Genomic DNA, 24,756 nt, shown 5'->3' with positions numbered 1-24,756 from the left:
ATCAGGCCGAGATGCGCGCGATGGTGTCGTCGGCGCGCAGGGTGAAGATCTCGTAGCCGGTATCGGTCACCAGCAGGGTGTGTTCCCACTGTGCCGAGAGCTTGCGGTCCTTGGTGATCGCGGTCCAGCCGTCGCCCAATACTTTGGTGTCGGCCTTGCCCTGGTTGATCATCGGCTCGATGGTGAAGGTCATGCCGGCCTTCAGTTCCATGCCGGTGCCAGCGCGGCCGTAGTGCAAAATCTGCGGCTCTTCGTGGAACACCTTGCCGATGCCGTGACCGCAGAACTCGCGGACCACCGAGAAACCGTTCTTTTCCGCGTGCTTCTGGATCACTTCGCCGATGTCGCCAAGGCGGCAGCCGGGTTTGACGATCTCGATCGCCTTGTACATGCATTCCTGAGTGATCTGCGACAGGCGCTCGGCCCACACCGGTACTTCGCCGACGTGGAACATGCGGCTGGTGTCGCCGTGGTAACCGTCTTTGATCACGGTGACGTCGATGTTCAGGGTGTCGCCGTTTTTCAGCGGCTTGTCGTTCGGGATGCCGTGGCAGACCACATGGTTGATCGAAGTGCAGATCGACTTCGGGTAGCCCTTGTAGTTGAGCGGGGCAGGGATGGCTTGCTGCACGTTGACGATGTAGTCGTGGCAGATCTGGTTCAGCTCATCGGTGGTGATGCCCGGTTTGACGTGTTCGGCAATCATTTCCAGCACATCGGCGGCCAGTTTGCCGGCGACACGCATGCCAGCGATGTCCTCGGGGGTTTTGAGGTTGACGGTCATACAGGCTCTCTCTGCGCTCGGCGGCGCTTGCTGATACGAATAGGGTGGCAGGTGTGCGTTTTGCGACCCTGAAAAACGCGATTCTAACAGACGCACGGCGCAATTCAGTGCCTGCGTGCATCGCTTCTCTCTATACAGTGGTGCGTTCGGAGCCGATTCCAAGGGGGCTGCGCCCATGTCCTTGGTGCGAATACAGATTTCGGGTTCCGTTTCTGCGCACCCTGTGGTATAAAATGCGCCGCTTTCCGGGGATACCCCGAAAGGCTTAAATCCACACACGTGTCGACACGATGACCTGGGTGCTTTTGGCTTTATGCCACTGGTTGGTCATTGGGATACGTGGAGGCCAAACCCGACTTATTAAGGAACTATCATGTCCCAAGTCAATATGCGCGATATGCTGAAGGCCGGTGTGCACTTCGGTCACCAAACCCGTTACTGGAATCCGAAAATGGGTAAGTACATTTTCGGCGCGCGTAACAAGATTCACATCATCAACCTTGAAAAAACCCTGCCAATGTTCAACGAAGCTCTGACTTTCGTAGAGCGTCTGGCCCAGGGCAAAAACAAGATTCTGTTCGTCGGCACCAAGCGTTCCGCTGGCAAGATCGTTGCTGAAGAAGCAGCACGTTGCGGTTCGCCGTACGTCGATCACCGCTGGTTGGGCGGCATGCTGACCAACTTCAAAACCATTCGTGCTTCCATCAAGCGTCTGCGTGACCTTGAAGTTCAAGCCGAAGACGGTACTTTCGCCAAGCTGACCAAGAAAGAAGCGCTGATGCGCACTCGTGATCTTGAGAAGCTGGATCGTTCGCTGGGCGGCATCAAGGACATGGGCGGTCTGCCAGACGCACTGTTCGTGATCGACGTTGACCACGAGCGCATCGCGATCACCGAAGCCAACAAGCTGGGCATCCCGGTAATCGGCGTTGTCGATACCAACAGCAGCCCGGAAGGCGTTGACTACATCATCCCAGGCAACGATGACGCAATCCGCGCTATCCAGCTGTACATGGGTTCGATGGCTGACGCAGTTATCCGTGGTCGCAACAATGTTGCCGGCGGCACTGTAGAATTCGCAGCTGAAGAAACTCAGGCTGCAGCTGAGTAATTGACGCCCTGGCGTTGACTCAGTAAGCAAAAAGGGGGCTTGGCCCCCTTTTTGCCACCTCGAAAACCACTTGTCGGCGGCGCAGCTACAGCTTCTGTAACGTGCAGCAGCTACAAGATGGGGTTCGGGACGAATTGAACGCCCGTTCGATCGGGTGGAATGGTTGAAAACCTATCCAAGAGGAATTTGAAAATGGCAGCAATTACTGCAGCGTTGGTTAAAGAACTGCGCGAGCGTACCGGCGAAGGCATGATGGATTGCAAGAAAGCCCTGGAAAAGGCTGACGGCGACATCGAAAAAGCCATTGATGATATGCGTGCTTCGGGCGCAATCAAGGCTGCCAAAAAAGCTGGCAACGTTGCCGCTGAAGGCGCCATCGCTCTGAAAGAAGACGGCAAATCTGCTGTTCTGCTGGAAGTGAACTCGCAGACCGACTTCCTGGCTCTGCAGGACGACTTCAAGGCATTCGTTGCTGAAAGCATCGAAAAAGCCTTCGCTGACAAGCTGACTGATGTTGCTCCACTGATCGAAGCTCAAGAAGCTGCTCGCCTGGTACTGGTCGGCAAGGTTGGCGAAAACGTCAACATCCGTCGTCTGGTTCGCGTAGAAGGCGACGTTGTTGGTGGCTACCTGCACGGCAACAAGATCGGTGTTGCAGTTGTTCTGAAAGGCGGCAACGTTGAACTGGCCAAAGACATCGCTATGCACGTAGCGGCCAGCAACCCTGAGTTCCTGCTGCCATCGGAAGTTTCGGCTGAAGCTATCGAGCGCGAAAAAGCTGTGTTCCTGCAGCTGAACGAAGAAAAAATCAAAGGCAAGCCAGAAAACATTGTTGAAAATATGGTCAAAGGCCGTATCAGCAAGTTCCTGGCTGAAGCAAGCCTGGTTGAGCAGGCGTTCGTCAAGAACCCTGAAATCAAGGTTGGCGAACTGGCCAAGAAAGCCGGTGCTGAAATCGTTTCCTTCACCTACTTCAAAGTAGGCGAAGGCATCGAGAAGCCGGTCGACAACTTCGCCGAAGAAGTTGCTGCCCAGCTGGCTGCCGCCAAGCAATAAGACGGTTTTTCAACTGTCGCCCGAAAGAGGCTGCCCGCTTACGCGCGCAGCCTCTTTTCAAATGGGGTTGCCAATTTTTTATTGGTTTCCACTTGGAACTGACTTACAAAGCCATGTTCCGATGGCGCTGAAGCAGCGCCAAGCTAGAGTGAACGCCAGCTGTAAACAGCTCGCAAAGAATTTTAAATACGCCGCAGGAGAGATTCGCAATGGCTCAGCAGGGCAGTGGTTATCAGGCTCGCTATAAACGCATTCTACTCAAGCTTAGCGGCGAGGCCCTGATGGGCTCGGAAGAGTTCGGGATCGATCCAAAGGTATTGGATCGCATGGCGCTGGAAGTCGGCCAATTGGTCGGCATCGGCGTTCAGGTCGGTCTGGTGATCGGCGGCGGCAACCTGTTCCGTGGCGAAGCCCTGAGCAAAGCCGGTATGGATCGGGTTACGGGCGACCACATGGGCATGCTGGCCACTGTGATGAACGCCCTGGCCATGCGCGACGCGCTGGAACGTGCCAATATCTCGGCCATCGTCATGTCGGCGATTTCCATGGTTGGCGTGACCGATCACTATGATCGCCGCAAAGCCATGCGCCACCTGAACTCCAAGGACGTGGTGATTTTCGCGGCCGGTACCGGTAATCCGTTCTTCACCACGGATTCGGCAGCCTGTCTGCGTGCAATCGAAATCGATGCCGATGTCGTGCTCAAAGCGACCAAGGTCGATGGCGTCTACACCGCTGACCCGTTCAAAGATCCGCATGCCGAGAAGTTCGATCATCTGACTTATGATGAAGTACTGGATCGCAAGCTGGGTGTAATGGACCTGACAGCTATCTGCCTGTGCCGCGACCACAAGATGCCGCTGCGCGTATTCAACATGAACAAGCCTGGTGCCCTGCTGAACATCGTCCATGGCGGCGCTGAAGGCACCCTGATCGAGGAAGGTCAACAATGATCAACGAAATCAAAAAAGACGCTCAAGAGCGCATGCAAAAATCCCTGGACTCTCTGGCCCATGCATTCGGCCAGATTCGTACCGGCAAGGCTCACCCAAGCATCCTGGGCAGCGTGATGGTGCCGTACTACGGCGCAGACACCTCCATCACCCAAGTGGCCAACATCACTGTAAAAGACTCGCGCACCCTGCAAGTCGTAGCTTTCGAGCGCAACATGCTCGCGGCGGTCGACAAGGCAATCCAGAGCGCTGGCCTGAACCTCAATCCGACCAACCTGGGCGAATTGCTGCTGATCTCCATGCCTGCCCTGACTGAGGAAACCCGCAAGGGCTTCACCAAGCAGGCGCGCAGTGCTGCTGAAGACGCTCGTGTTGCCGTGCGCAATATTCGTCGTGATGCCCTGGGCGAGCTGAAGAAGCTGGTCAAGGACAAAGAAATCAGCGAAGACGAAGAGCGTCGTGCTGCTGCCGATATCCAGAAACTGACCGACAAGGCAGAGGCTGATATCGACACGGCTACCAAGCAAAAAGAAGCGGATCTGATGGCCGTTTAAGGGTCGAGTTTTTAATGGACAAGACCAAGCAGACTGCGCCGTCCGCGGTGCCGCGCCATGTCGCGATCATCATGGATGGTAACAATCGCTGGGCTAAAAAACGCTTTATGCCAGGTGTCGCCGGGCATAAAGCGGGCGTGGATGCCGTGCGTGCGGTAATCGAGGTCTGCGCTGAGGCCAAGGTCGAAGTGTTGACCCTGTTCGCCTTTTCCAGTGAAAACTGGCAGCGCCCGGCCGATGAGGTCAGCGCCTTGATGGATCTGTTCTTCAAGGCGTTGCGTCGTGAGGCCAAGCGCCTCAACGACAACAACATCAGCCTGCGCATCATCGGTGATCGCTCGCGCTTCCATCCTGAGCTACAGGCAGCGATGCGCGAAGCCGAGGCGATGACCGTCGGTGCCAATCGCTTTGTCCTGCAGATCGCTGCCAATTACGGCGGTCAGTGGGATATTGCCCAGGCTGCGCAGCGCTTGGCGCGCGAAGTTCAGGCCGGGCATCTGCGTCCGGAGGACATCACGCCGGACCTGTTGCAAACCTGTCTGGCGACCGGTGATCTGCCGCTGCCTGACCTGTGCATTCGCACGGGCGGCGAGCATCGCATCAGCAATTTCCTGTTGTGGCAGCTGGCTTACGCCGAGTTGTACTTCTCCGACCTGTTCTGGCCGGACTTCAAACACGATGCCATGCGCAATGCGCTGGCCGATTACGCTTCGCGTCAACGTCGCTTCGGTAAAACGAGCGAGCAGATCGAAGCTGGAGCCCGGGTTTAATGCTTAAACAACGAATCATTACTGCACTGATCTTGCTGCCGATCGCCTTGTGCGGGTTTTTCCTGCTCGAAGGCTCGGGCTTTGCGCTTTTCATCGGTCTGGTCGTGAGTCTGGGTGCCTGGGAATGGGCGCGCCTGGCAGGTTTTACCGCGCAAACCTTCCGTGTCGGCTTTGCTGCCGTGGTCGCCCTGATGCTGTTCGTCATGTACATCCTGCCCGGTCTTGCGCCATGGGTATTGGGTGCGTCCGTGTTGTGGTGGGCGGTGGCGACATGGCTGGTGCTGACCTATCCGCGCTCGAGCGAGCACTGGTCCAGTGCCGCGACCAAACTGGTCATTGGTCTGTTGATTCTGCTGCCGGCCTGGCAAGGTCTGGTGCAGATCAAGCAGTATCCACTGGGTAACTGGCTGATCATGGCGGTGATGGTGCTGGTCTGGGGCGCAGACATCGGTGCGTACTTTTCCGGCCGGGCCTTCGGCAAGCGCAAGCTGGCGCCACACGTCAGTCCCGGTAAAAGCTGGGAAGGTGTCTATGGTGGCCTGGCTCTGAGTCTGGTGATTACCGCGATTGTCGGCCTGGTGCGCGACTGGACGGTGGCCGAGTTGCTCAAGGGGCTGATCGGCGCGGCACTGATCGTGTTCATTTCGGTGGTAGGCGACCTCACTGAAAGCATGTTCAAGCGTCAGTCCGGCATCAAGGACAGCAGTAACCTGCTGCCCGGCCATGGCGGCGTGCTCGATCGTATCGACAGCCTGACGGCAGCCATTCCGGTATTCGCAGTATTGCTGTGGATGGCTGCACCTTGAGCCGCCCACAGCAGATCACTGTTCTGGGGGCAACCGGTTCGATCGGCTTGAGCACCCTTGATGTCATCGCGCGTCACCCTGAGCGTTATCAGGTTTTTGCGCTGAGCGGGTTCACTCGACTGAGTGAGTTGTTCGCTTTGTGCGTGCGTCATGTGCCGCAGTACGCGGTGGTCCCGCAAGCAGGCGCGGCGCGCAGCCTGCAGGATGACTTGCGGGCGGCCGGGTTGCCGACCCGCGTGCTGGTCGGGGAAGAGGGTTTGTGTCAGGTCGCAGCGGCCCCTGAGGTCGATGCAGTCATGGCAGCCATCGTCGGTGCCGCTGGTTTGCGTCCAACGCTGGCGGCGGTCGAGGCGGGCAAGAAGATTCTTCTCGCCAACAAGGAAGCGCTGGTGATGTCCGGCGCCTTGTTCATGCAGGCCGTGCGTAAAAGCGGTTCGGTGCTGCTGCCGATCGACAGCGAGCACAACGCGATTTTCCAGTGCATGCCGCAGGATTTTGCGCGCGGATTGAGTTCGGTAGGTGTGCGGCGGATTTTGCTGACAGCTTCCGGCGGCCCTTTCCGGCAGACGCCGATGGCCGAGTTGGAGCATGTTTCACCTGATCAGGCCTGCGCGCATCCGAACTGGTCCATGGGGCGCAAGATCTCCGTGGATTCGGCGAGCATGATGAACAAAGGGCTTGAGCTGATCGAGGCCTGCTGGTTGTTCGATGCCAAGCCTGCGCAGGTCGAAGTGGTGATTCACCCGCAGAGCGTGATTCATTCGCTGGTCGATTACGTGGACGGTTCGGTGTTGGCGCAATTGGGTAACCCCGATATGCGCACGCCGATTGCCAATGCTCTGGCGTGGCCGGAGCGCATCGACTCCGGTGTTGCGCCGCTGGATCTGTTTGCGATTGCCCGGCTGGATTTCGAAGCGCCGGATGAAGAGCGCTTTCCATGTCTGCGTCTGGCTCGTCAAGCTGCTGAAGCAGGCGACAGCGCACCGGCCATGTTGAATGCGGCCAACGAAGTCGCTGTGGCAGCGTTTCTCGACGGACGGGTTCGTTACCTGGAAATCGCGAGTATCATCGAGGAAGTCTTGAATCTCGAGCCGGTGGTTGCACTGGATGATCTCGATGCGGTGTTCACGGCGGACGCGAAAGCGCGAGTGCTGGCTGAACAGTGGTTGAGTCGTCACGACCGATAAGTTTTGCAACACAATGGCTACACGCGGCACTGAACAGGATTGCGGAGAAAGTAGATGAGCGCGCTCTATATGATTGCCGGCACCCTGATCGCCTTGGGAGTGCTGGTCACTTTTCACGAATTCGGCCACTTCTGGGTCGCGCGTCGCTGTGGCGTCAAGGTTCTGCGTTTTTCCGTAGGCTTCGGCATGCCGCTGCTACGCTGGCGCGACAAGCAAGGCACCGAGTTCGTCGTTGCCGCGATCCCGTTGGGCGGCTACGTCAAGATGCTCGATGAGCGCGAGGGCGAAGTGCCGGCCGATCAGCTTGATCAGTCGTTCAACCGCAAATCCGTACGTCAGCGTATCGCCATTGTTGCCGCAGGTCCCATCGCCAACTTTCTGTTGGCCCTGGTGTTCTTCTGGGTGCTGGCCATGCTCGGTAGCGAGCAGATCCGCCCGGTCATCGGTGCAGTCGAGTCCGGCAGCATCGCCGCCAAGGCCGGTCTGACTTCCGGCCAGGAAATCGTCGCCATCGATGGTGAGCCGACTACCGGTTGGGCTGCCGTGAATTTGCAGCTGGTACGCCGGCTGGGCGAGAGCGGCTCGCTGCAACTGGTCGTGCGTGAACAAGGTTCCACCGCGGATTCGCCGCGCGAGCTGGCGCTGGATCACTGGCTCAAAGGTGCCGATGAGCCGGATCCGATTCGCTCGCTGGGGATTCGGCCATGGCGTCCAGCCCTGCCGCCGGTACTTGCCGAGCTTGATCCGAAAGGCCCGGCGCAAGCGGCCGGTCTGAAAACCGGTGATCGCCTGCTCGCCCTTGATGGTCAGGCGCTGAATGACTGGCAGCAGGTGGTCGATACCGTTCGTACGCGTCCTGATACCAAAATCATGCTGCGCATCGAGCGCGACGGTGCTCAAATCGACGTCCCGGTAACCCTGGCGGCGCGCGGTGAAAGCAAGTCGCCAAGCGGATATCTGGGCGCCGGTGTAAAAGCTGTCGACTGGCCACCGGAGATGATCCGCGAGGTCAGTTACGGGCCTTTGGCCGCAATTGGCGAGGGTGCCCGTCGCACTTGGACCATGAGCATCCTGACGCTGGATTCACTGAAGAAAATGCTCTTCGGCGAGCTCTCGGTAAAAAACTTGAGTGGACCGATAACCATTGCTAAAGTGGCGGGCGCTTCTGCCCAGTCGGGCGTCGCTGATTTCCTGAATTTCCTTGCTTATCTGAGTATTAGCCTGGGCGTTCTGAATTTGCTGCCCATTCCTGTACTGGATGGGGGGCATTTGTTGTTTTATCTGATCGAGTGGGCGCGTGGTCGTCCCTTGTCGGATCGGGTGCAAGGTTGGGGGATACAGATCGGTATCAGTTTGGTGGTCGGGGTGATGTTGCTTGCTCTGGTCAACGATCTGGGTCGACTGTAACGCTTCGCTGAATTGCGAATCTGCCGCATTTTGCGGCAGTTTGTTTATTGCCAGTTGGAATAAGAAAGGACTTCATGAAACGTCTGCTGCTAACTGCGGTTCTCACCGTATTGATGATCGCCGAAGTTCACGCCGAGTCCTTCACTATCTCTGATATTCGCGTCAATGGCCTCCAGCGGGTCTCCGCGGGTAGCGTCTTTGGTGCCTTGCCGTTGAACGTCGGTGAGCAGGCGGATGATCGTCGCCTGGTGGAATCCACTCGTGCGTTGTTCAAAACCGGTTTCTTTCAAGATATCCAGCTGGGCCGCGAAGGCAACGTTCTGGTAATCACGGTTGTCGAGCGTCCATCCGTCGCCAGTATCGAGATCGAAGGTAACAAGGCGATCTCAACTGAAGACCTGATGAAGGGCCTCAAGCAATCCGGTCTCTCCGAAGGCGAGATCTTCCAGCGTGCCACCCTCGAAGGCGTGCGTAACGAACTGCAACGTCAGTACGTCGCGCAAGGCCGCTATTCGGCTACCGTCGATACCGAAGTGGTATCGCAGCCGCGTAATCGCGTTGGTCTGAAAGTGAAGATCAACGAAGGCACCGTTGCGGCCATTCAGCACATCAACGTGGTGGGCAACACGGTTTTCCCCGAGGAAGACCTGACCGACCTGTTCGAACTGAAAACCACCAACTGGCTGTCGTTCTTCAAGAACGATGACAAGTACGCCCGTGAAAAACTGTCTGGTGACCTGGAGCGTCTGCGTTCCTACTACCTGGACCGTGGCTATATCAACATGGATATCGCTTCGACCCAGGTGTCCATCACCCCGGACAAGAAGCACGTCTACATCACCGTCAACGTGACCGAAGGCGAGAAGTACACCGTTCGTGACGTCAAACTCAGCGGTGATCTGAAAGTCCCTGAAGATCAGGTCAAATCGTTGTTGCTGGTGCAGAAAGGCCAGGTGTTCTCGCGCAAGCTGATGACTACCACGTCCGAACTGATCACCCGTCGTCTGGGTAACGAGGGTTACACCTTCGCCAACGTCAACGGCGTGCCTCAGCCACACGATGACGACCACACCGTCGACATCCTGTTTGCTGTCGATCCGGGCAAGCGCGCCTACGTCAACCGTATCAACTTCCGTGGCAACACCAAGTCGGAAGACGAAGTGCTGCGTCGTGAAATGCGTCAGATGGAGGGCGGCTGGGCTTCGACCTACCTGATCGACCAATCCAAGACCCGTCTTGAGCGTCTGGGCTTCTTTAAGGAAGTCAACGTCGAAACCCCGGCTGTGCCAGGTGTCGACGACCAGGTGGACGTGAACTACGCCGTTGAAGAGCAGGCTTCCGGTTCGATTACCGCCAGTGTCGGTTTCGCCCAGAGTGCCGGTCTGATCCTCGGTGGTTCGATCACCCAGAACAACTTCCTCGGTACCGGTAACCGCGTCAGCGTCGGTCTGACCCGAAGCGAATACCAGAGCCGCTACAACTTCGGCTACGTTGACCCGTACTGGACCGCCGATGGCGTGAGCCTGGGCTACAACGCGTTCTATCGCACCACCGACTACAAAGACCTCGACGTCGACGTAGCAAGCTATGCGGTAGACAGCCTGGGTGCCGGCGTCAACATCGGCTACCCGATCAGCGAGACTTCGCGCCTGACCTTCGGTCTGTCCGCGCAACAGGACGAGATCAAGACCGGTACTTACACCGTTGACGAGATTTTCGACTTCGTTAACAAGGAAGGCGACAAGTACCTGAACTTCAAGGCTTCGGCCGGCTGGTCCGAGTCGACCCTGAACAAAGGTGTATTGCCGACCCGTGGTCGTTCCCAGAGCCTGACCCTGGAAACCACCATTCCGGGCAGCGACCTGTCGTTCTACAAACTTGATTACCGCGGTCAGCTGTTCCAGCCGATCACCGAGAACTACACCCTGCGTCTGCACACCGAGCTGGGTTATGGCGACGGTTACGGTTCGACTGACGGCTTGCCGTTCTATGAAAACTACTATGCTGGTGGTTTCAACTCGGTTCGTGGCTTCAAGGACAGCACCCTCGGCCCGCGTAGTACACCAAGCCGAGGCACCAACCCGGGTACGCTGGCTGACCCGGACCAGGATCCACTGCCGTTCGGCGGTAACGTCCTGATCCAGGGTGGTGTCGAGGTTCTGTTCCCGCTGCCATTCGTCAAGGATCAGCGTTCCCTGCGTACTTCGGTATTCTGGGATGTGGGTAACGTATTTGACTCGCAGTGCAAGGACACTACCAATGCCAACGGCTCGACGTCGAACACCAAGTGCAACGACATCAGCCTGAGCAACATGGCAAGTTCCGTGGGTGTGGGTGTGACCTGGGTCACCGCACTGGGTCCTCTGAGCTTCGCGTTGGCCATGCCGATCAAGAAACCGGATGACGCTGAAACTCAAGTGTTCCAATTCTCCCTCGGCCAGACGTTCTAAGCGTCTGACCCAAGATAACGACAATGGATTTTGTAGGAGTGCATCGTGCGTAAGTTGACTCAATTGGTTCTCCTGGCCTCCTTGATGGTGGCAGGCCCGGCATTTGCCGACATGAAAATCGCCGTTCTGAACTATCAGATGGCTTTGCTGGAATCTGACGCGGCGAAGAAATACGCCGTCGATGCCGAGAAAAAATTCGGCCCGCAACTGACCAAACTGAAGACCCTGGAAAGCAGCGCCAAAGGCATTCAGGACCGTCTGATGGCCGGTGGCGACAAGATGCAGCAAGGCGAGCGTGAGCGTCTGGAGCTGGAATTCAAGCAAAAGGCCCGTGACTTTCAGTTCCAGTCCAAAGAGCTGAACGAAGCCAAAGCCGTTGCCGACCGCGAAATGCTCAAGCAACTGAAGCCGAAACTGGATAGCGCAGTGGAAGAAGTCATCAAGAAAGGTGGTTTTGACCTGGTGTTCGAGCGTGGCGCAGTGATTGATGTCAAACCTCAGTACGACATCACGCGCCAGGTTATCGAGCGCATGAATCAGCTGAAGTAACCCATGACCGTGACTATCAAACTCGGCCAATTGGCCGAGTTCCTCGGCGCCACCCTGCGTGGCGACCCGGAGAAGCAAATTACTGGGCTAGCCACTTTGCAAGAGGCTGGCCCAGCTCAGTTGAGCTTTCTGGCAAACCCTCAATATCGCAAATACCTGGCGGGCTCGCAGGCAGCTGCATTGCTGCTCAAAGAGGCCGATGCCGAAGGTTTTGCCGGTAATGCATTGGTGGTGCCTGATCCTTACCTGGCTTACGCGCGTATCTCCCACCTGTTCGATCCAAAGCCAAAAGCAGCGGCGGGTATCCACTCGTCTGCGGTGATTGCGCCTGATGCCGTGGTTGATCCAACCGCCAGTATCGGCCCATTCGTGGTGATCGAGGCCGGAGCGCGGATTGCGGCAAACGTGACATTGGGGGCGCATTGCTTCATCGGCGCGCGCAGTGAAATCGGCGAAGGCGGCTGGCTCGCGCCGCGCGTTACGCTGTATCACGACGTGCGCATCGGCAAGCGTGTGGTTATCCAGTCCGGTGCAGTGCTCGGCGGCGAAGGTTTCGGTTTCGCCAACGAAAAAGGCATTTGGCAGAAAATCGCCCAGATCGGTGGCGTGACCATCGGCGACGATGTCGAGATTGGCGTGAATACCGCGATCGACCGCGGTGCGCTCGCCGATACCGTGATCGGCAATGGCGTGAAGCTCGACAATCAGATCCAGATTGCGCACAACGTCCAGGTCGGTGATCACACCGCCATGGCCGCGTGTGTCGGCATTTCCGGCAGCACCAAAATCGGCAAGCATTGCATGCTCGCCGGTGGTGTAGGGCTGGTTGGCCACATTGATATTTGCGACAACGTTTTCCTCACCGGGATGACCATGGTGACGCACTCGATTACCGAGCCAGGCGCCTACTCTTCCGGTACAGCCATGCAACCAGCGGCCGAATGGCGCAAAAGCGCGGCCCGTATTCGTCAGCTCGATGACATCGCGCGACGTTTGAAACAGCTGGAAAAGCGCGTAGGGGAAGTGACCCCTGACGGCAATGCTTCATCAGATGGCTGATACCATTTCCATATCAAGTGTGCACAGCCTCTAGACTGCCTCCTTGATTTGCTAGAGGAGTGCGCGTCAGTCGCGCTCCCAATCTTTACATAGGCTTCCCCCCGAAATGATGGACATCAACGAGATTCGCGAATACCTGCCTCACCGTTACCCGTTCCTGCTGGTGGACCGGGTGGTGGAACTGGACACTGAAGGCAAGCGCATTCGCGCCTACAAGAATGTCAGCATCAATGAACCGTTCTTCAATGGTCACTTCCCGGCGCATCCAATCATGCCGGGCGTACTGATCATCGAAGCGATGGCTCAGGCTGCCGGGATCCTCGGTTTCAAAATGCTTGATGTGAAGCCTGCCGACGGCACGCTTTACTACTTCGTCGGTTCCGACAAATTGCGCTTCCGCCAGCCTGTGTTGCCGGGCGACCAGTTGATCCTGGAAGCCAAGTTCATCAGCTGCAAGCGTCAGATCTGGAAGTTCGAATGCCAGGCTTCGGTCGACGGCAAGCCGGTCTGCTCGGCTGAAATCATCTGTGCGGAACGCAAGCTATGAGTTTGATTGACCCTCGCGCAATCATCGATCCGTCGGCCGTACTGGCTGACGGCGTCGAGGTCGGCCCGTGGTCGATCATCGGCGCAGGTGTGGAAATCGGCGAGGGGACCGTGATCGGGCCGCATGTAATCCTCAAAGGCCCGACGCGTATCGGCAAGCACAATCGCATCTACCAGTTTTCCTCGGTAGGCGAAGACACGCCCGATCTGAAATACAAAGGTGAAGAAACCCGTCTGGTCATCGGTGATCACAATGTCATCCGCGAAGGCGTGACGATTCACCGTGGCACCGTGCAGGACCGCTCGGAAACCACCCTGGGTGATCGCAACCTGATCATGGCCTATGCCCACATCGGCCACGACAGCGTCATCGGCAACAACTGCATTCTGGTCAACAACACGGCGTTGGCTGGCCATGTGCACGTTGATGACTGGGCGATCCTCTCCGGTTTTACCCTGGTTCACCAGTATTGCCACATCGGCGCGCACAGCTTTTCCGGGATGGGCACCGCCATCGGCAAGGACGTTCCGGCGTTCGTTACCGTGTTTGGCAACCCGGCAGAAGCGCGCAGCATGAACTTCGAAGGCATGCGTCGTCGCGGTTTCAGCGAAGACGCCATCCATACCCTGCGTCGCGCCTACAAAACCGTCTACCGTCAGGGTCTGACGGTCGAGCAGGCACTCGCAGAGCTGGTTGAGCCGGCGGCACAGTTCCCCGAAGTCGCGATATTCCGTGACTCGATCCAGTCGTCGACTCGCGGCATCACTCGCTGATCATGGCCAATCTGCGTATTGCGCTGGTGGCGGGTGAGGCTTCCGGTGACATTCTCGGCGCCGGTCTCATGCGCGCCCTCAAGGCGCAGCATCCGGCGGTCGAGTTCATCGGCGTCGGCGGTCCGTTGATGCAGGCTGAAGGCCTGACTTCTTACTTTCCCATGGAGCGCTTGTCGGTCATGGGCCTGGTGGAAGTTCTTGGTCGCCTGCGTGAGTTGCTCAAGCGCCGCAAAGACCTGATCGCCATGCTGATCGCCGAGAAACCGGATGTGTTCATCGGTATCGACGCACCGGATTTCAATCTCAACATCGAACTGAAGCTGCGTCAGGCCGGGATCAAGACCGTGCATTACGTCAGCCCGTCGGTGTGGGCGTGGCGCCAGAAGCGGGTGCTGAAGATCCGCGAAGGCTGCGATCTGATGCTGACGCTGCTGCCGTTCGAAGCGAAATTCTACGAAGAGAAAGGCGTGCCAGTCCGGTTCGTTGGCCACACGCTGGCCGATACCATTCCACTGGAAGCCGATCGCGCTGCGGCGCGCTCTGAGTTGGGCCTGCCCGACGGGCCGCTGGTAGCGTTGATGCCCGGCAGCCGTGGCGGCGAAGTGTCTCGGTTGGGTGGGCTGTTCCTCGACACCGCCGAACGTCTGCGCGCCATGCGCCCAGGTGTGCGCTTTGTCATTCCGTGCGCCAACCCGGAACGTCGCGTGCAACTGGAAGAGCTGCTCGCCGGCCGCGATCTACCGGTGACCCTGCTCGACGGCAAGTCGCATCTGGCCCTGGCCGCGTGCAATGCGGTGTTGATCGCCTCCGGCACCGCCACCCTCGAAGCATTGCTGTACAAGCGGCCAATGGTGGTGGCTTACCGCCTGGCGCCGCTGACATTCTGGATTCTCAAGCGCATGGTCAAGAGCCCGTATGTGTCGCTGCCGAACCTGCTCGCTCAGCGTTTGCTGGTGCCAGAATTGTTGCAGGATGATGCGACAGTCGAAGCACTGGCGCAGACCCTGTCGCCGCTGATCGAAGGTGGCGAAGAGCAGACTCGCGGTTTCGACGAGATCCACCGCACGCTGCGCCGGGATGCCTCCAATCAGGCGGCGGACGCCGTCCTTAACCTGATCGGTCAAAAATAATGAGCAAGACAAGCATGCAGATGGGCCTGGACTTTACTCTGGTCGCCGAAGTCGAGGAGTTGGTCGCCGGTGTCGATGAAGTCGGTCGTGGCCCGTTGTGCGGTGCCGTGGTGACAGCAGCGGTGATCCTCGACCCGAACCGGCCGATTCTTGGTCTCAACGACTCGAAAAAACTCACCGAAGCCAAGCGCGAAAAGCTCTACGACGAAATCATCGAAAAATCCCTGAGCTGGTGCATTGCCCGCGCCGAAGTCGAAGAAATCGACGAGCTGAATATTTTGCACGCGACCATGCTCGCCATGCAGCGCGCGGTAGCTGGCCTGCACATCCAGCCGAAACTGGCGATGATCGACGGTAACCGCTGCCCGCAACTGCCGATGCGCGCTGAAGCCGTGATTCAGGGTGACGGCAAGGTGCCGGCCATCGCCGCCGCGTCGATTCTGGCCAAGGTCAGCCGTGACCGAGAAATGGCCGCATTCGAATTGATCTACCCGGGTTACGGTATCGGTGGCCATAAAGGCTACCCGACGCCCGTTCATCTGGAAGCGTTGGTGCGGCTTGGCCCGACGCCGATTCACCGGCGCTCGTTCGCCCCGGTACGTCAGGCTTATGAAGCGCTGGAAGGCCTCACGCAGGTTTAGTCGCAAGGCTGATGTTTTGTTCGAGGCCCGGTACAATCCGGGCCTTGTTGTCTCTATGTAACTGGACAGGATCACTATGCCGGCTTCATTCGTTCATCTACGCCTGCACACTGAATACTCGCTGGTCGACGGGCTGGTACGGATCAAGCCGCTGGTCAAGGCGCTGACCGCCATGAACATGCCGGCGGTCGCGGTCACCGACCAGAACAACATGTGTTCCCTGGTCAAATTCTATAAAAACACCATGGGCGCCGGGATCAAGCCGATCTGCGGCGCCGACCTGTGGCTATCGAACAAAGACCCGGACGCGCCGCTGAGCCGTCTCAGTCTGTTGGTGATGAACGCCAAGGGCTATCGCAACCTCACCGAGTTGATCTCGCGCGGCTTCATCGAAGGCCAGCGCAACGGCATGATCATCATCGAGCGCCAGTGGGTTGCCGAAGCCAATGAAGGCCTGATCATGCTGTCCGCCGCCAAAGAAGGCGAGATCGGCATGGCGCTGATCGGCGGCAACCCGGCTGAAGCCGAAACCTTGGCGCGCGAGTGGATGACGGTGTTCCCGGATCGTTTCTATCTGGAAATCCAGCGCACCAACCGCCCCAACGATGAAGAGCAACTGCACGGTGCCGTGGCCCTTGCCGACAAGCTCGGCGCGCCGCTGGTGGCGAGCAACGATGTGCGGTTCATCAAGCAGGAAGACTTCGCCGCCCACGAAACCCGCGTGTGCATCGGTGAGGGCCGCGCCCTCGACGATCCGCGCCGGTCGAAGAATTACAGCGATCAGCAATACCTGAAAAGCGCCGAGGAAATGATCGAGCTGTTCAGCGATATTCCCGACGCGATTGAAAACACCGTCGAAATCGCCAAACGCTGCAACATCGAAGTGAAACTGGGCACGCACTTCCTGCCCAACTTCCCGATTCCCGATGGCATGACCATCGACGAGTATTTCCGCAAAGTCTCCTTCGACGGCCTCGAAGAACGCTTGGCGGTGCTGCTGCCCAAGGACACCACCGAAGACTACGAAGCCAAGCGTCAGGTCTACGTCGATCGCTTGAATTTCGAGCTGGATATCATCATCCAGATGGGCTTCCCCGGTTACTTCCTGATCGTTATGGACTTTATCCAGTGGGCCAAGAGCAACGGGGTACCGGTAGGCCCGGGCCGTGGTTCGGGTGCGGGATCGCTGGTGGCCTACGTGCAGAAGATCACCGACCTCGACCCGCTGGAATACGACCTGCTGTTCGAACGTTTCCTTAACCCGGAACGGGTATCGATGCCCGACTTCGACGTCGACTTCTGCATGGACGGTCGTGACCGCGTGATCGACTACGTGGCCGAGAAATACGGGCGCAACGCGGTAAGCCAGATCATCACTTTCGGTTCCATGGCCGCTAAGGCTGTGGTGCGCGACGTGGCGCGGGTGCAGGGCAAGTCCTACGGCCTGGCGGATCGTCTGTCGAAGATGATTCCGTTCGAAGTCGGCATGACCCTGGAAAAAGCCTACGAGCAGGAAGAAATCCTCCGTGACTTCATCAAGGTCGATGAAGAAGCCGCAGAAATCTGGGAGATGGCGCGCAAGCTCGAAGGCGTCGTGCGTAACGTTGGTAAACACGCCGGTGGTGTGGTGATCGCCCCGACCAAACTGACCGACTTCTCGCCGATCTATTGCGACGAGGCCGGTGACGGTCTGGTAACCCAGTTCGACAAGGACGATGTTGAAGCGGCCGGTCTGGTGAAGTTCGACTTCCTCGGTCTGCGGACGCTGACGGTGATCGACTGGGCACTGAAGACCATCAACCGCGACCGCGCCAAGGTCGACGAGCCGCCGCTGGATATTGCGTTCATCCCGCTCGACGACAAACCGACGTACACGCTGCTGCAAAAAGCGGAAACCACGGCGGTGTTCCAGCTTGAATCCCGGGGCATGAAAGAGCTGATCAAAAAGCTCAAGCCCGACTGTCTGGAAGACTTGATCGCACTGGTCGCCCTGTTCCGTCCGGGTCCGCTGCAATCGGGCATGGTTGATGACTTTATCAACCGTAAGCATGGTCGCGCCGAACTGGCGTACCCGCACTCCGACTATCAATACGAAGGCCTCAAGCCGGTATTGGCGCCGACGTACGGCATCATCCTGTATCAGGAACAGGTGATGCAGATTGCCCAGGTCATGGCCGGTTACACCCTCGGTGGTGCGGACATGCTGCGCCGGGCGATGGGTAAGAAAAAGCCCGAAGAGATGGCCAAGCAGCGCGGCGGTTTCATTGAAGGTTGCAAGACCAACAATATCGAAGCCGACCTCGCCGGTAACATTTTCGACCTGGTGGAAAAATTCGCCGGTTACGGTTTCAACAAGTCTCACTCTGCCGCTTACGGCTTGGTCTCTTACCAGACCGCCTGGCTGAAAACCCACTACCCGGCGCCGTTCATGGCCGCGGTACTGTCGGCGGACATGCACAACACCGACAAGGTCGTGACCTTGATCGAAGAAATTCGCACCATGAAGCTGCGTCTCGACGCGCCGGATGTGAATACTTCGGAATTCAAGTTCACGGTGAACGACGAAGGCCGCATCATTTATGGTCTCGGCGCGATCAAGGGTGTGGGCGAAGGGCCAGTCGAGGCGATCACTGAGGCGCGCGAGAACGGGCCGTTCAAGGATCTGTTCGATTTCTGCGCCCGGGTCGACCTCAAACGCATCAACAAGCGCACTCTGGACGGTTTGATCCGCAGCGGTGCGCTGGATCGTCTCGGCCCGTACTTCCATGAAGAGCAAAAGGCTTATCAGGCCAACATCGACCGCAATCGCGCGGTGCTGTTGGCGGCAATGGAAGAGGCGATCAAATCCGCCGAACAGACCGCGCGCACTCACGACAGCGGCCACGCCGACCTGTTTGGCGGGCTGTTCGTCGAGGAAGATGCCGACGTTTACGCTGTGCATCGCAAGGCCAAGGAGTTGACCCTCAAAGAACGCCTCAAGGGTGAGAAAGATACCCTGGGCCTGTACCTGACCGGTCACCCGATCGACGAATACGAAGGCGAGATCCGCCGTTTCGCCCGTCAGCGCATCATTGACCTGAAACCGGCCCGCGATACCCAGACCATCGCGGGGATGATCATTGCCCTGCGGGTGATGAAGAACAAGAAGGGCGACAAGATGGGCTTCATCACCCTCGACGACCGCTCGGGGCGCATCGAGGCGTCGCTGTTTGCCGATGCGTTCCATTCGGCGCAATCGCTGTTGCAGACCGATGCGATGGTGGTGGTCGAAGGCGAAGTCAGCAACGACGACTTCTCCGGCGGCCTGCGCCTGCGGGTCAAGCGTGTGATGAGTATGGAAGATGCGCGTACCAACCTTGCCGAGAGCCTGCGCCTGAAGCTGCAAACCCAGGATCTGAAAGGCGATCAGCTACGCTGGTTGGGGGATTTGCTCAAGCGTCACCGCGGCGCGTGCCCGGTGACCATGGAGTACACCAGCCCGGATGCGAAGACCTTGCTGCAGTTTGGGGAGACCTGGCGAATCGATCCGGCAGATGCGTTGATTCAAGCACTGCGTGACCAGTTCGGGCGAGACAACGTCTTCCTCCAATACCGTTGACCGGCGAGTGCCATCATGGCGCTCGCCCGCGACCTGAATTTTTAATCTCGACCTCAGCGCGCCTCTCCCTTAAGGTAGGGCGCGAATAGACAACCGGCCGGCCCAAGCTCATTTGGGACACGACCCAAGACGGACGCCTATGAACCCGAATTTTCTAGATTTCGAACAGCCGATCGCCGACCTGCAAGCCAAGATCGAAGAGTTGCGCTTGGTCGGTAATGACAATTCGCTGAATATCGGCGATGAGATCTCCCGCCTGCAGGACAAGAGCAAAACGCTGACCGAAGACATTTTCGGCAAGCTGACCAGCTGGCAGATCGCACGCCTGGCGCGTCACCCGAAACGCCCATACACGCTGGACTACATCCAGCACATCTTCACCGAGTTCGACGAGCTGCACGGTGACCGTCACTTCTCCGACGACGCTGCCATCGTCGGCGGTATCGCTCGTCTGGAAGACCAGCCGGTGATGATCATCGGTCACCAGAAGGGCCGTGAAGTGCGTGAGAAGGTGCGCCGCAACTTCGGCATGCCGCGTCCGGAAGGCTACCGCAAGGCTTGCCGCCTGATGGAAATGGCCGAGCGTTTCAAAATGCCGATCCTGACCTTCATCGACACCCCGGGTGCTTACCCAGGTATCGACGCTGAAGAGCGCAACCAGAGCGAAGCGATTGCCTGGAACCTGCGTGTGATGTCGCGCCTGAAGACCCCGATCATCGCCACCGTTATCGGTGAAGGTGGTTCCGGTGGTGCACTGGCGATCGGTGTCTGCGATCAACTGAACATGCTGCAATACTCGACCTACGCGGTGATCTCGCCGGAAGGTTGCGCCTCGATTCTGTGGAAAACCGCCGAAAAAGCGCCGGATGCCGCTGAAGCGATGGGCATCACCGCCGAGCGTCTGAAAGGCCTGGGCATTGTCGACAAGGTGATTGGCGAGCCTCTGGGCGGCGCCCACCGTGACCCGGCCACTGCGGCTGCATCGATCCGTGCCGAGCTGAGCTCGCAACTGGCGATGCTGAAGAAGTTCGATAACGAAGCGCTGTTGAAGCGCCGTTATGATCGACTGATGAGCTACGGCCTCTAAGTCGAACGCAATACCCCTGTAGGATCTGCCGCAGGCTGCTATCTTTTGATCTTAAAAGACAAAGTCAAAAGATCGCAGCCTGCGGCAGCTCTTACAGGGATTTTTTGAGAAGTGATCAATTTTCATGAGTCCTTCGAAGAGTGATTTGCCTTCACGGCTGTTACTGAGCCTGGAACCTTGGCGCAATGCCGCTCATTGGCGTATCGCCTTCTCCGGTGGCCTCGACTCCACTGTCCTGCTGCATCTGCTTGCCTCTCTGGCGAAATCCGAATCCCTCCCTCCGCTAAGCGCTGTCCATGTCCATCACGGCCTTCAGGCTGTGGCTGATGCGTGGCCGCAACATTGTCAGTCCGTTTGCGCTGCGTTGGGTGTGCCGCTGCTGATCGAGCGCGTGACGGTGCAACCGGGCGCGAGTCTGGAGCGGGCGGCGCGGGATGCGCGATACGCGGTGTTCGGTTCGCTGACACAAACCAATGACGCGTTACTCACCGGCCAGCATCGCGATGATCAGGCAGAAACGCTGTTGTTCCGGCTCCTGCGCGGCGCCGGGGTGCGTGGGTTGTCAGGGATGCCGCAGCAACGGCCGGTGGGGCAGGGCACGCTGATTCGGCCGTTGCTGGATGTCTCTCGCGCCGAGCTGGAGGACTATGCGCGGGTTCATCAATTGACCTGGATCGAAGATCCGTCAAATCAGGATCGGCAGTTCTCGCGCAATTACCTGCGCCATCAGGTCATGCCGCTGCTGACCGAGCGCTGGCCGCAAGCGCAGGCGAGCATGGCTCGCAGCGCCGCGCATCTGCGTGAGGCGCAGGGATTGCTTGATGAACTGGCGCAGATGGATCTGGCGCACGCCAACTCCGCGCATGATTTCCAATGGCTGGGATTGCCATCGCTGGAACTGGCGCCACTGACTGCGCTGTCTGCCGCGCGTCAACGAAATGCGCTCAGCCACTGGCTCGAACCCTTCACGCGACTGCCAGATAGTGACCATTGGTCGGGTTGGACGGATCTCTGCGATGCCGCCGCCGATGCCGCGCCGATCTGGCGTCTGGCCGATGGCGAGCTGCACCGCAGCGCCGGTCGTGTGTGGTGGCTCAGCGGTGACTGGCTGCGCACGCCAGTGATCGGTTGCGGGTGGCAGACGCCGGCGTCGGCGCTACGCTTGGCCGATAACGGCCGTGTCATGTTCAGCGGGCAGGCGCCTTGCGGGCCGTTGCGCATTGCCTATCGGCAAGGTGGCGAAGTCATGCATCTGGCGAATCGCGGGCATCGCGACCTCAAGCGCCTGCTCAATGAGCGCGCGGTGCCGGGGTTCGTCCGTGGCAGATTGCCGCTGCTGTTTCGCGCTGACGAATTGCTCGCGGTGGCGAACCTGCCGGGGCTTGATGGCAATGGGCAGGACGGCTGGCAATTGCATTGGCAGCCAACAGACGAAGATCAAGGTTTGAGCTGAAAGGAGCATTCCGGTAGACTACGCTCCCTTCTTGATACAACTTCTGTGGATTCGCCTGAATTGCAGGAGTTGCCGATTACCAAGCAGTCTTTGCTGGGCGATTCCAAAAAATGTGTAGCGAGCAACCTACCGGTGTTTCATCTGCCGGTCTGTCCCAACGCGGCGGTTTTTTTGAAAGGTGCACTGTGATTAATGCAGGTGATCGGGGGCTTCGGCCTTCCTTCGCTTTCCCCGGCGGCTCGTACCGCTTTAACGCAGACTTCTAGGGTTTTTCATGACGCGCTACATATTCGTCACGGGCGGTGTTGTTTCTTCATTGGGGAAAGGCATTGCCTCGGCTTCATTGGCGGCTATCCTGGAGGCGCGGGGGCTTAAGGTCACCATGCTTAAGCTGGATCCGTACATCAACGTTGACCCGGGCACCATGAGCCCGTTCCAGCACGGTGAAGTGTTCGTCACCCACGACGGCGCCGAGACCGACCTGGACCTGGGCCACTACGAGCGGTTCATCCGCACGACCATGACCCAGAACAACAACTTCACCACTGGCCGTGTCTACGAACACGTACTGCGCAAAGAGCGCCGTGGTGACTACCTGGGTGCAACCATCCAGGTGATTCCGCACATCACCGACGAAATCAAGCGCCGCATCATCAAGGGTGCCGGTGACGCTGACGTGGCAATGGTCGAGATCGGTGGCACCGTCGGTGACATCGAGTCGCAACCGTTCCTCGAAGCCATCCGCCAGCTGCGTTTCGAAGTCGGCGCCAAGCGCGCGATGCTGATGCACCTGACGCTGGTTCCGTACATCGCCACCGCTGGCGAGACCAAGACCAAGCCAACTCAGCACTCGGTAAAAGAATTGCGTTCGATCGGCCTGCAGCCAGACGTGCTGGTGTGCCGTTCCGATCATCCGATCGACATCTCGTCGCGTCGCAAGATCGCTCAGTTCACCAACGTTGAAGAACGTGCGGTGATCGCGCTGGAAGACGCCGATACCATCTACAAGATCCCGGGCATCCTGCACTCGCAGGGTCTGGACGATTTCGTTGTCGAGCGTTTCGGCCTGCAGTGCGGCAGCGCTGACCTGTCCGAGTGGGAAGCGGTGGTTGACGCCAAGCTGAACCCGGAACACGAAGTGACCATCGCCATGGTCGGCAAGTACATGGAGCTGCTGGACGCCTACAAGTCGCTGATCGAAGCGATGAGTCACGCCGGCATCAGCAACCGTACCAAGGTCAACCTGCGCTACATCGATTCCGAAGACATCGAGAACCAGGGCACTGCGCTGCTCGAAGGTGTCGACGCGATCCTCGTACCAGGCGGCTTCGGTCTGCGCGGCGTGGAAGGCAAGATCACTGCCGTTCAGTACGCTCGTGAAAACAAGGTTCCATACCTGGGTATCTGCCTGGGCATGCAAGTGGCGGTCATCGAGTTCGCTCGTAACGTCATGGGCTGGAAAGACGCCAACTCCACCGAGTTCGACCGCGCCAGTGGCCACCCGGTTGTCGGCCTGATTACCGAGTGGGAAGACGCCACCGGTGCAGTCGAAGTGCGTACTGAAACCTCCGATCTGGGCGGCACCATGCGTCTCGGCGCTCAGGAATGCCTGCTCGAAGCCGGCTCCAAGGTGCACGATTGCTACGGCAAGGACGTGATCGTCGAACGTCACCGTCACCGTTACGAAGTGAACAACAACCTGCTGCCACAAATCATCGAAGCCGGCCTGAAGATCTCCGGTCGCTCCGCTGACGCAGCCTTGGTTGAAGTGGTTGAAGCAGCGGATCATCCATGGTTCGTCGCTTGCCAGTTCCACCCTGAGTTCACCTCGACACCACGCGATGGCCACCCGCTGTTCAGCGGTTTCGTCAAGGCTGCGTTGGCTCAACACCAGAAGAAGGCGTAACCCGATGGCACAGAAGATCATCCGCGTCGGCGATATCGAGATTGCCAACGACAAACCCATGGTGCTGTTCGGCGGCATGAACGTGCTGGAAAGCCGCGACATGGCCATGCAGGTTTGCGAAGAGTACGTGAAGGTCACCGAAAAACTCGGTATCCCTTACGTGTTCAAGGCCAGTTTCGACAAGGCCAACCGGTCTTCTGTGAATTCGTACCGTGGCCCTGGCCTGGAAGAGGGCATGCGCATCTTCCAGGACATCAAACAAGCCTTCGGCGTGCCGATCATCACCGACGTCCACGAGCCCGATCAGGCTGCGGTCGTCGCTGAGGTCTGCGACATCATTCAACTGCCGGCCTTCCTGTCGCGCCAGACCGATCTGGTCGTCGCGATGGCCAAGACCAATGCAGTGATCAACATCAAGAAAGCCCAGTTCCTCGCGCCTCAGGAAATGAAACACATCCTGAACAAGTGCGTGGAAGCGGGTAACGATCAATTGATCCTCTGCGAGCGTGGTTCGAGCTTCGGCTACAACAACCTCGTGGTCGACATGCTCGGCTTCGGCATCATGAAGCAGTTCGAGTACCCGGTATTCTTCGACGTGACCCACGCGCTGCAAATGCCTGGCGGTCGTTCCGACTCCGCCGGCGGTCGCCGTGCGCAGGTTCTGGATCTGGCCAAGGCGGGTATGAGCCAGTCGCTGGCGGGTCTGTTCCTCGAAGCACATCCGGATCCGGACAACGCCAAATGCGACGGCCCTTGCGCCTTGCGTCTGGACAAACTGGAGCCATTCCTGGCCCAGCTCAAAGCTTTGGACGAACTGGTTAAGAGTTTTCCGACGGTAGAAACCGCGTAAACCTCAATTCTCCGGTAAAGTACCGCACGATTTGTCGCTCATGCCCTCGGGCATGAGCGTTATCGTCTGCAAGTCTGCCCGCTGC

The 24,756-nt window shown here is 58.5% G+C and carries 21 protein-coding genes; 20 read left to right on the top strand and 1 reads right to left on the bottom strand.

Going from position 1 to position 24,756, the window contains the following annotated elements:
- Nucleotide 1: 1 nt before the first annotated feature.
- Nucleotides 2–784 (bottom strand): type I methionyl aminopeptidase, encoded by a 783-nt coding sequence (gene map, locus QOL84_RS13550; RefSeq protein WP_129389792.1) that lies wholly within the window; start codon nucleotides 782–784, stop codon nucleotides 2–4.
- A 373-nt stretch (nucleotides 785–1,157) separates the two neighbouring features.
- Here map and rpsB point away from each other — a divergent pair, with 373 nt between their 5' ends.
- The 20 genes from rpsB (at nucleotide 1,158) to kdsA (ending at nucleotide 24,671) form a co-directional block, all read left to right on the top strand.
- Nucleotides 1,158–1,895: a 30S ribosomal protein S2 gene (gene rpsB, locus QOL84_RS13545; RefSeq protein ID WP_008052780.1), complete on the top strand. Its 738-nt coding sequence runs from the start codon at nucleotides 1,158–1,160 to the stop codon at nucleotides 1,893–1,895.
- Nucleotides 1,896–2,087: 192 nt separating this feature from the next.
- A complete protein-coding gene (tsf, locus tag QOL84_RS13540; RefSeq protein WP_007908856.1) occupies nucleotides 2,088–2,951 on the top strand; it encodes a translation elongation factor Ts in 864 nt (287 codons plus the stop codon).
- A gap of 209 nt (nucleotides 2,952–3,160) precedes the next feature.
- Nucleotides 3,161–3,904 (top strand): UMP kinase, encoded by a 744-nt coding sequence (gene pyrH, locus QOL84_RS13535; RefSeq protein WP_003222124.1) that lies wholly within the window; start codon nucleotides 3,161–3,163, stop codon nucleotides 3,902–3,904.
- Nucleotides 3,901–4,458 carry a ribosome recycling factor gene (gene frr / locus QOL84_RS13530; protein WP_007908855.1) on the top strand — a complete coding sequence of 186 codons (558 nt, stop codon included), beginning with the start codon at nucleotides 3,901–3,903 and terminating at the stop codon, nucleotides 4,456–4,458. Before pyrH ends, frr begins: the two co-directional genes overlap by 4 nt.
- A 14-nt stretch (nucleotides 4,459–4,472) precedes the next feature.
- Nucleotides 4,473–5,228 carry a polyprenyl diphosphate synthase gene (gene uppS, locus QOL84_RS13525; RefSeq protein WP_129389795.1) on the top strand — a complete coding sequence of 252 codons (756 nt, stop codon included), beginning with the start codon at nucleotides 4,473–4,475 and terminating at the stop codon, nucleotides 5,226–5,228.
- Nucleotides 5,228–6,034 (top strand): phosphatidate cytidylyltransferase, encoded by an 807-nt coding sequence (locus tag QOL84_RS13520; RefSeq protein ID WP_129389798.1) that lies wholly within the window; start codon nucleotides 5,228–5,230, stop codon nucleotides 6,032–6,034. The genes uppS and QOL84_RS13520 overlap by 1 nt, the downstream gene beginning before the upstream one ends.
- Entirely contained in the window at nucleotides 6,031–7,221 is a 1,191-nt protein-coding gene (ispC, locus tag QOL84_RS13515) for a 1-deoxy-D-xylulose-5-phosphate reductoisomerase (protein ID WP_283437521.1), read from the top strand. The genes QOL84_RS13520 and ispC overlap by 4 nt, the downstream gene beginning before the upstream one ends.
- Nucleotides 7,222–7,275: 54 nt before the next feature.
- Nucleotides 7,276–8,628, top strand: coding sequence for a sigma E protease regulator RseP (rseP, locus tag QOL84_RS13510; protein ID WP_283437520.1), 1,353 nt, complete (start codon nucleotides 7,276–7,278; stop codon nucleotides 8,626–8,628).
- Nucleotides 8,629–8,702: 74 nt separating this feature from the next.
- Complete coding sequence (bamA, locus tag QOL84_RS13505; protein ID WP_129389808.1) at nucleotides 8,703–11,078, top strand: outer membrane protein assembly factor BamA; 2,376 nt, start codon at nucleotides 8,703–8,705, stop codon at nucleotides 11,076–11,078.
- 45 nt (nucleotides 11,079–11,123) lie between these two features.
- On the top strand, nucleotides 11,124–11,627 hold the full coding sequence (locus QOL84_RS13500; protein WP_007908849.1) for an OmpH/Skp family outer membrane protein: 504 nt from the start codon (nucleotides 11,124–11,126) through the stop codon (nucleotides 11,625–11,627).
- 3 nt (nucleotides 11,628–11,630) lie between these two features.
- Nucleotides 11,631–12,686, top strand: a complete 1,056-nt coding sequence (gene lpxD, locus QOL84_RS13495; protein WP_283437519.1) for a UDP-3-O-(3-hydroxymyristoyl)glucosamine N-acyltransferase — start codon at nucleotides 11,631–11,633, stop codon at nucleotides 12,684–12,686.
- A 106-nt stretch (nucleotides 12,687–12,792) separates the two neighbouring features.
- Nucleotides 12,793–13,233, top strand: coding sequence for a 3-hydroxyacyl-ACP dehydratase FabZ (gene fabZ / locus QOL84_RS13490; protein ID WP_003222142.1), 441 nt, complete (start codon nucleotides 12,793–12,795; stop codon nucleotides 13,231–13,233).
- Complete coding sequence (lpxA, locus tag QOL84_RS13485) at nucleotides 13,230–14,006, top strand: acyl-ACP--UDP-N-acetylglucosamine O-acyltransferase (protein WP_283437518.1); 777 nt, start codon at nucleotides 13,230–13,232, stop codon at nucleotides 14,004–14,006. Before fabZ ends, lpxA begins: the two co-directional genes overlap by 4 nt.
- A 2-nt stretch (nucleotides 14,007–14,008) precedes the next feature.
- The gene (lpxB, locus tag QOL84_RS13480) at nucleotides 14,009–15,136 is read left to right on the top strand and encodes a lipid-A-disaccharide synthase (RefSeq protein ID WP_129389814.1); all 1,128 of its coding nucleotides are present in this window, start codon (nucleotides 14,009–14,011) and stop codon (nucleotides 15,134–15,136) included.
- Nucleotides 15,137–15,150: 14 nt separating this feature from the next.
- The gene (gene rnhB, locus QOL84_RS13475) at nucleotides 15,151–15,777 is read left to right on the top strand and encodes a ribonuclease HII (RefSeq protein ID WP_283438653.1); all 627 of its coding nucleotides are present in this window, start codon (nucleotides 15,151–15,153) and stop codon (nucleotides 15,775–15,777) included.
- A 76-nt stretch (nucleotides 15,778–15,853) separates the two neighbouring features.
- The gene (dnaE, locus tag QOL84_RS13470) at nucleotides 15,854–19,375 is read left to right on the top strand and encodes a DNA polymerase III subunit alpha (protein WP_283437517.1); all 3,522 of its coding nucleotides are present in this window, start codon (nucleotides 15,854–15,856) and stop codon (nucleotides 19,373–19,375) included.
- A gap of 139 nt (nucleotides 19,376–19,514) precedes the next feature.
- Nucleotides 19,515–20,462, top strand: a complete 948-nt coding sequence (locus tag QOL84_RS13465) for an acetyl-CoA carboxylase carboxyltransferase subunit alpha (protein WP_283437516.1) — start codon at nucleotides 19,515–19,517, stop codon at nucleotides 20,460–20,462.
- Nucleotides 20,463–20,586: 124 nt separating this feature from the next.
- Entirely contained in the window at nucleotides 20,587–21,915 is a 1,329-nt protein-coding gene (tilS, locus tag QOL84_RS13460; protein WP_283437515.1) for a tRNA lysidine(34) synthetase TilS, read from the top strand.
- 274 nt (nucleotides 21,916–22,189) lie between these two features.
- Nucleotides 22,190–23,821 (top strand): CTP synthase, encoded by a 1,632-nt coding sequence (gene pyrG, locus QOL84_RS13455; RefSeq protein ID WP_129389827.1) that lies wholly within the window; start codon nucleotides 22,190–22,192, stop codon nucleotides 23,819–23,821.
- A gap of 4 nt (nucleotides 23,822–23,825) precedes the next feature.
- A complete protein-coding gene (gene kdsA / locus QOL84_RS13450; RefSeq protein ID WP_129389830.1) occupies nucleotides 23,826–24,671 on the top strand; it encodes a 3-deoxy-8-phosphooctulonate synthase in 846 nt (281 codons plus the stop codon).
- Nucleotides 24,672–24,756 lie beyond the last annotated feature (85 nt).

The organism is Pseudomonas helmanticensis (assembly GCF_900182985.1).
GTDB lineage: Bacteria > Pseudomonadota > Gammaproteobacteria > Pseudomonadales > Pseudomonadaceae > Aquipseudomonas > Aquipseudomonas helmanticensis.
Note: the sequence above shows the minus strand (reverse complement) of the source record. Positions and strands in the feature narration are given on the sequence as shown.

Excerpts from the sequence above, each read along its gene's own strand:
- pyrH (WP_003222124.1), top strand. The coding sequence starts at position 3,161 with ATGGCTCAGCAGGGCAGTGGTTATCAGGCTCGCTATAAACGCATTCTA.
- frr (WP_007908855.1), top strand. The coding sequence starts at position 3,901 with ATGATCAACGAAATCAAAAAAGACGCTCAAGAGCGCATGCAAAAATCC.
- rseP (WP_283437520.1), top strand. The coding sequence starts at position 7,276 with ATGAGCGCGCTCTATATGATTGCCGGCACCCTGATCGCCTTGGGAGTG.
- uppS (WP_129389795.1), top strand. The coding sequence starts at position 4,473 with ATGGACAAGACCAAGCAGACTGCGCCGTCCGCGGTGCCGCGCCATGTC.
- QOL84_RS13520 (WP_129389798.1), top strand. The coding sequence starts at position 5,228 with ATGCTTAAACAACGAATCATTACTGCACTGATCTTGCTGCCGATCGCC.
- pyrG (WP_129389827.1), top strand. The coding sequence starts at position 22,190 with ATGACGCGCTACATATTCGTCACGGGCGGTGTTGTTTCTTCATTGGGG.
- dnaE (WP_283437517.1), top strand. The coding sequence starts at position 15,854 with ATGCCGGCTTCATTCGTTCATCTACGCCTGCACACTGAATACTCGCTG.
- tsf (WP_007908856.1), top strand. The coding sequence starts at position 2,088 with ATGGCAGCAATTACTGCAGCGTTGGTTAAAGAACTGCGCGAGCGTACC.
- lpxA (WP_283437518.1), top strand. The coding sequence starts at position 13,230 with ATGAGTTTGATTGACCCTCGCGCAATCATCGATCCGTCGGCCGTACTG.
- rnhB (WP_283438653.1), top strand. The coding sequence starts at position 15,151 with ATGCAGATGGGCCTGGACTTTACTCTGGTCGCCGAAGTCGAGGAGTTG.
- lpxB (WP_129389814.1), top strand. The coding sequence starts at position 14,009 with ATGGCCAATCTGCGTATTGCGCTGGTGGCGGGTGAGGCTTCCGGTGAC.
- kdsA (WP_129389830.1), top strand. The coding sequence starts at position 23,826 with ATGGCACAGAAGATCATCCGCGTCGGCGATATCGAGATTGCCAACGAC.
- map (WP_129389792.1), bottom strand. The coding sequence starts at position 784 with ATGACCGTCAACCTCAAAACCCCCGAGGACATCGCTGGCATGCGTGTC.
- fabZ (WP_003222142.1), top strand. The coding sequence starts at position 12,793 with ATGATGGACATCAACGAGATTCGCGAATACCTGCCTCACCGTTACCCG.
- rpsB (WP_008052780.1), top strand. The coding sequence starts at position 1,158 with ATGTCCCAAGTCAATATGCGCGATATGCTGAAGGCCGGTGTGCACTTC.
- QOL84_RS13465 (WP_283437516.1), top strand. The coding sequence starts at position 19,515 with ATGAACCCGAATTTTCTAGATTTCGAACAGCCGATCGCCGACCTGCAA.
- bamA (WP_129389808.1), top strand. The coding sequence starts at position 8,703 with ATGAAACGTCTGCTGCTAACTGCGGTTCTCACCGTATTGATGATCGCC.
- lpxD (WP_283437519.1), top strand. The coding sequence starts at position 11,631 with ATGACCGTGACTATCAAACTCGGCCAATTGGCCGAGTTCCTCGGCGCC.
- tilS (WP_283437515.1), top strand. The coding sequence starts at position 20,587 with ATGAGTCCTTCGAAGAGTGATTTGCCTTCACGGCTGTTACTGAGCCTG.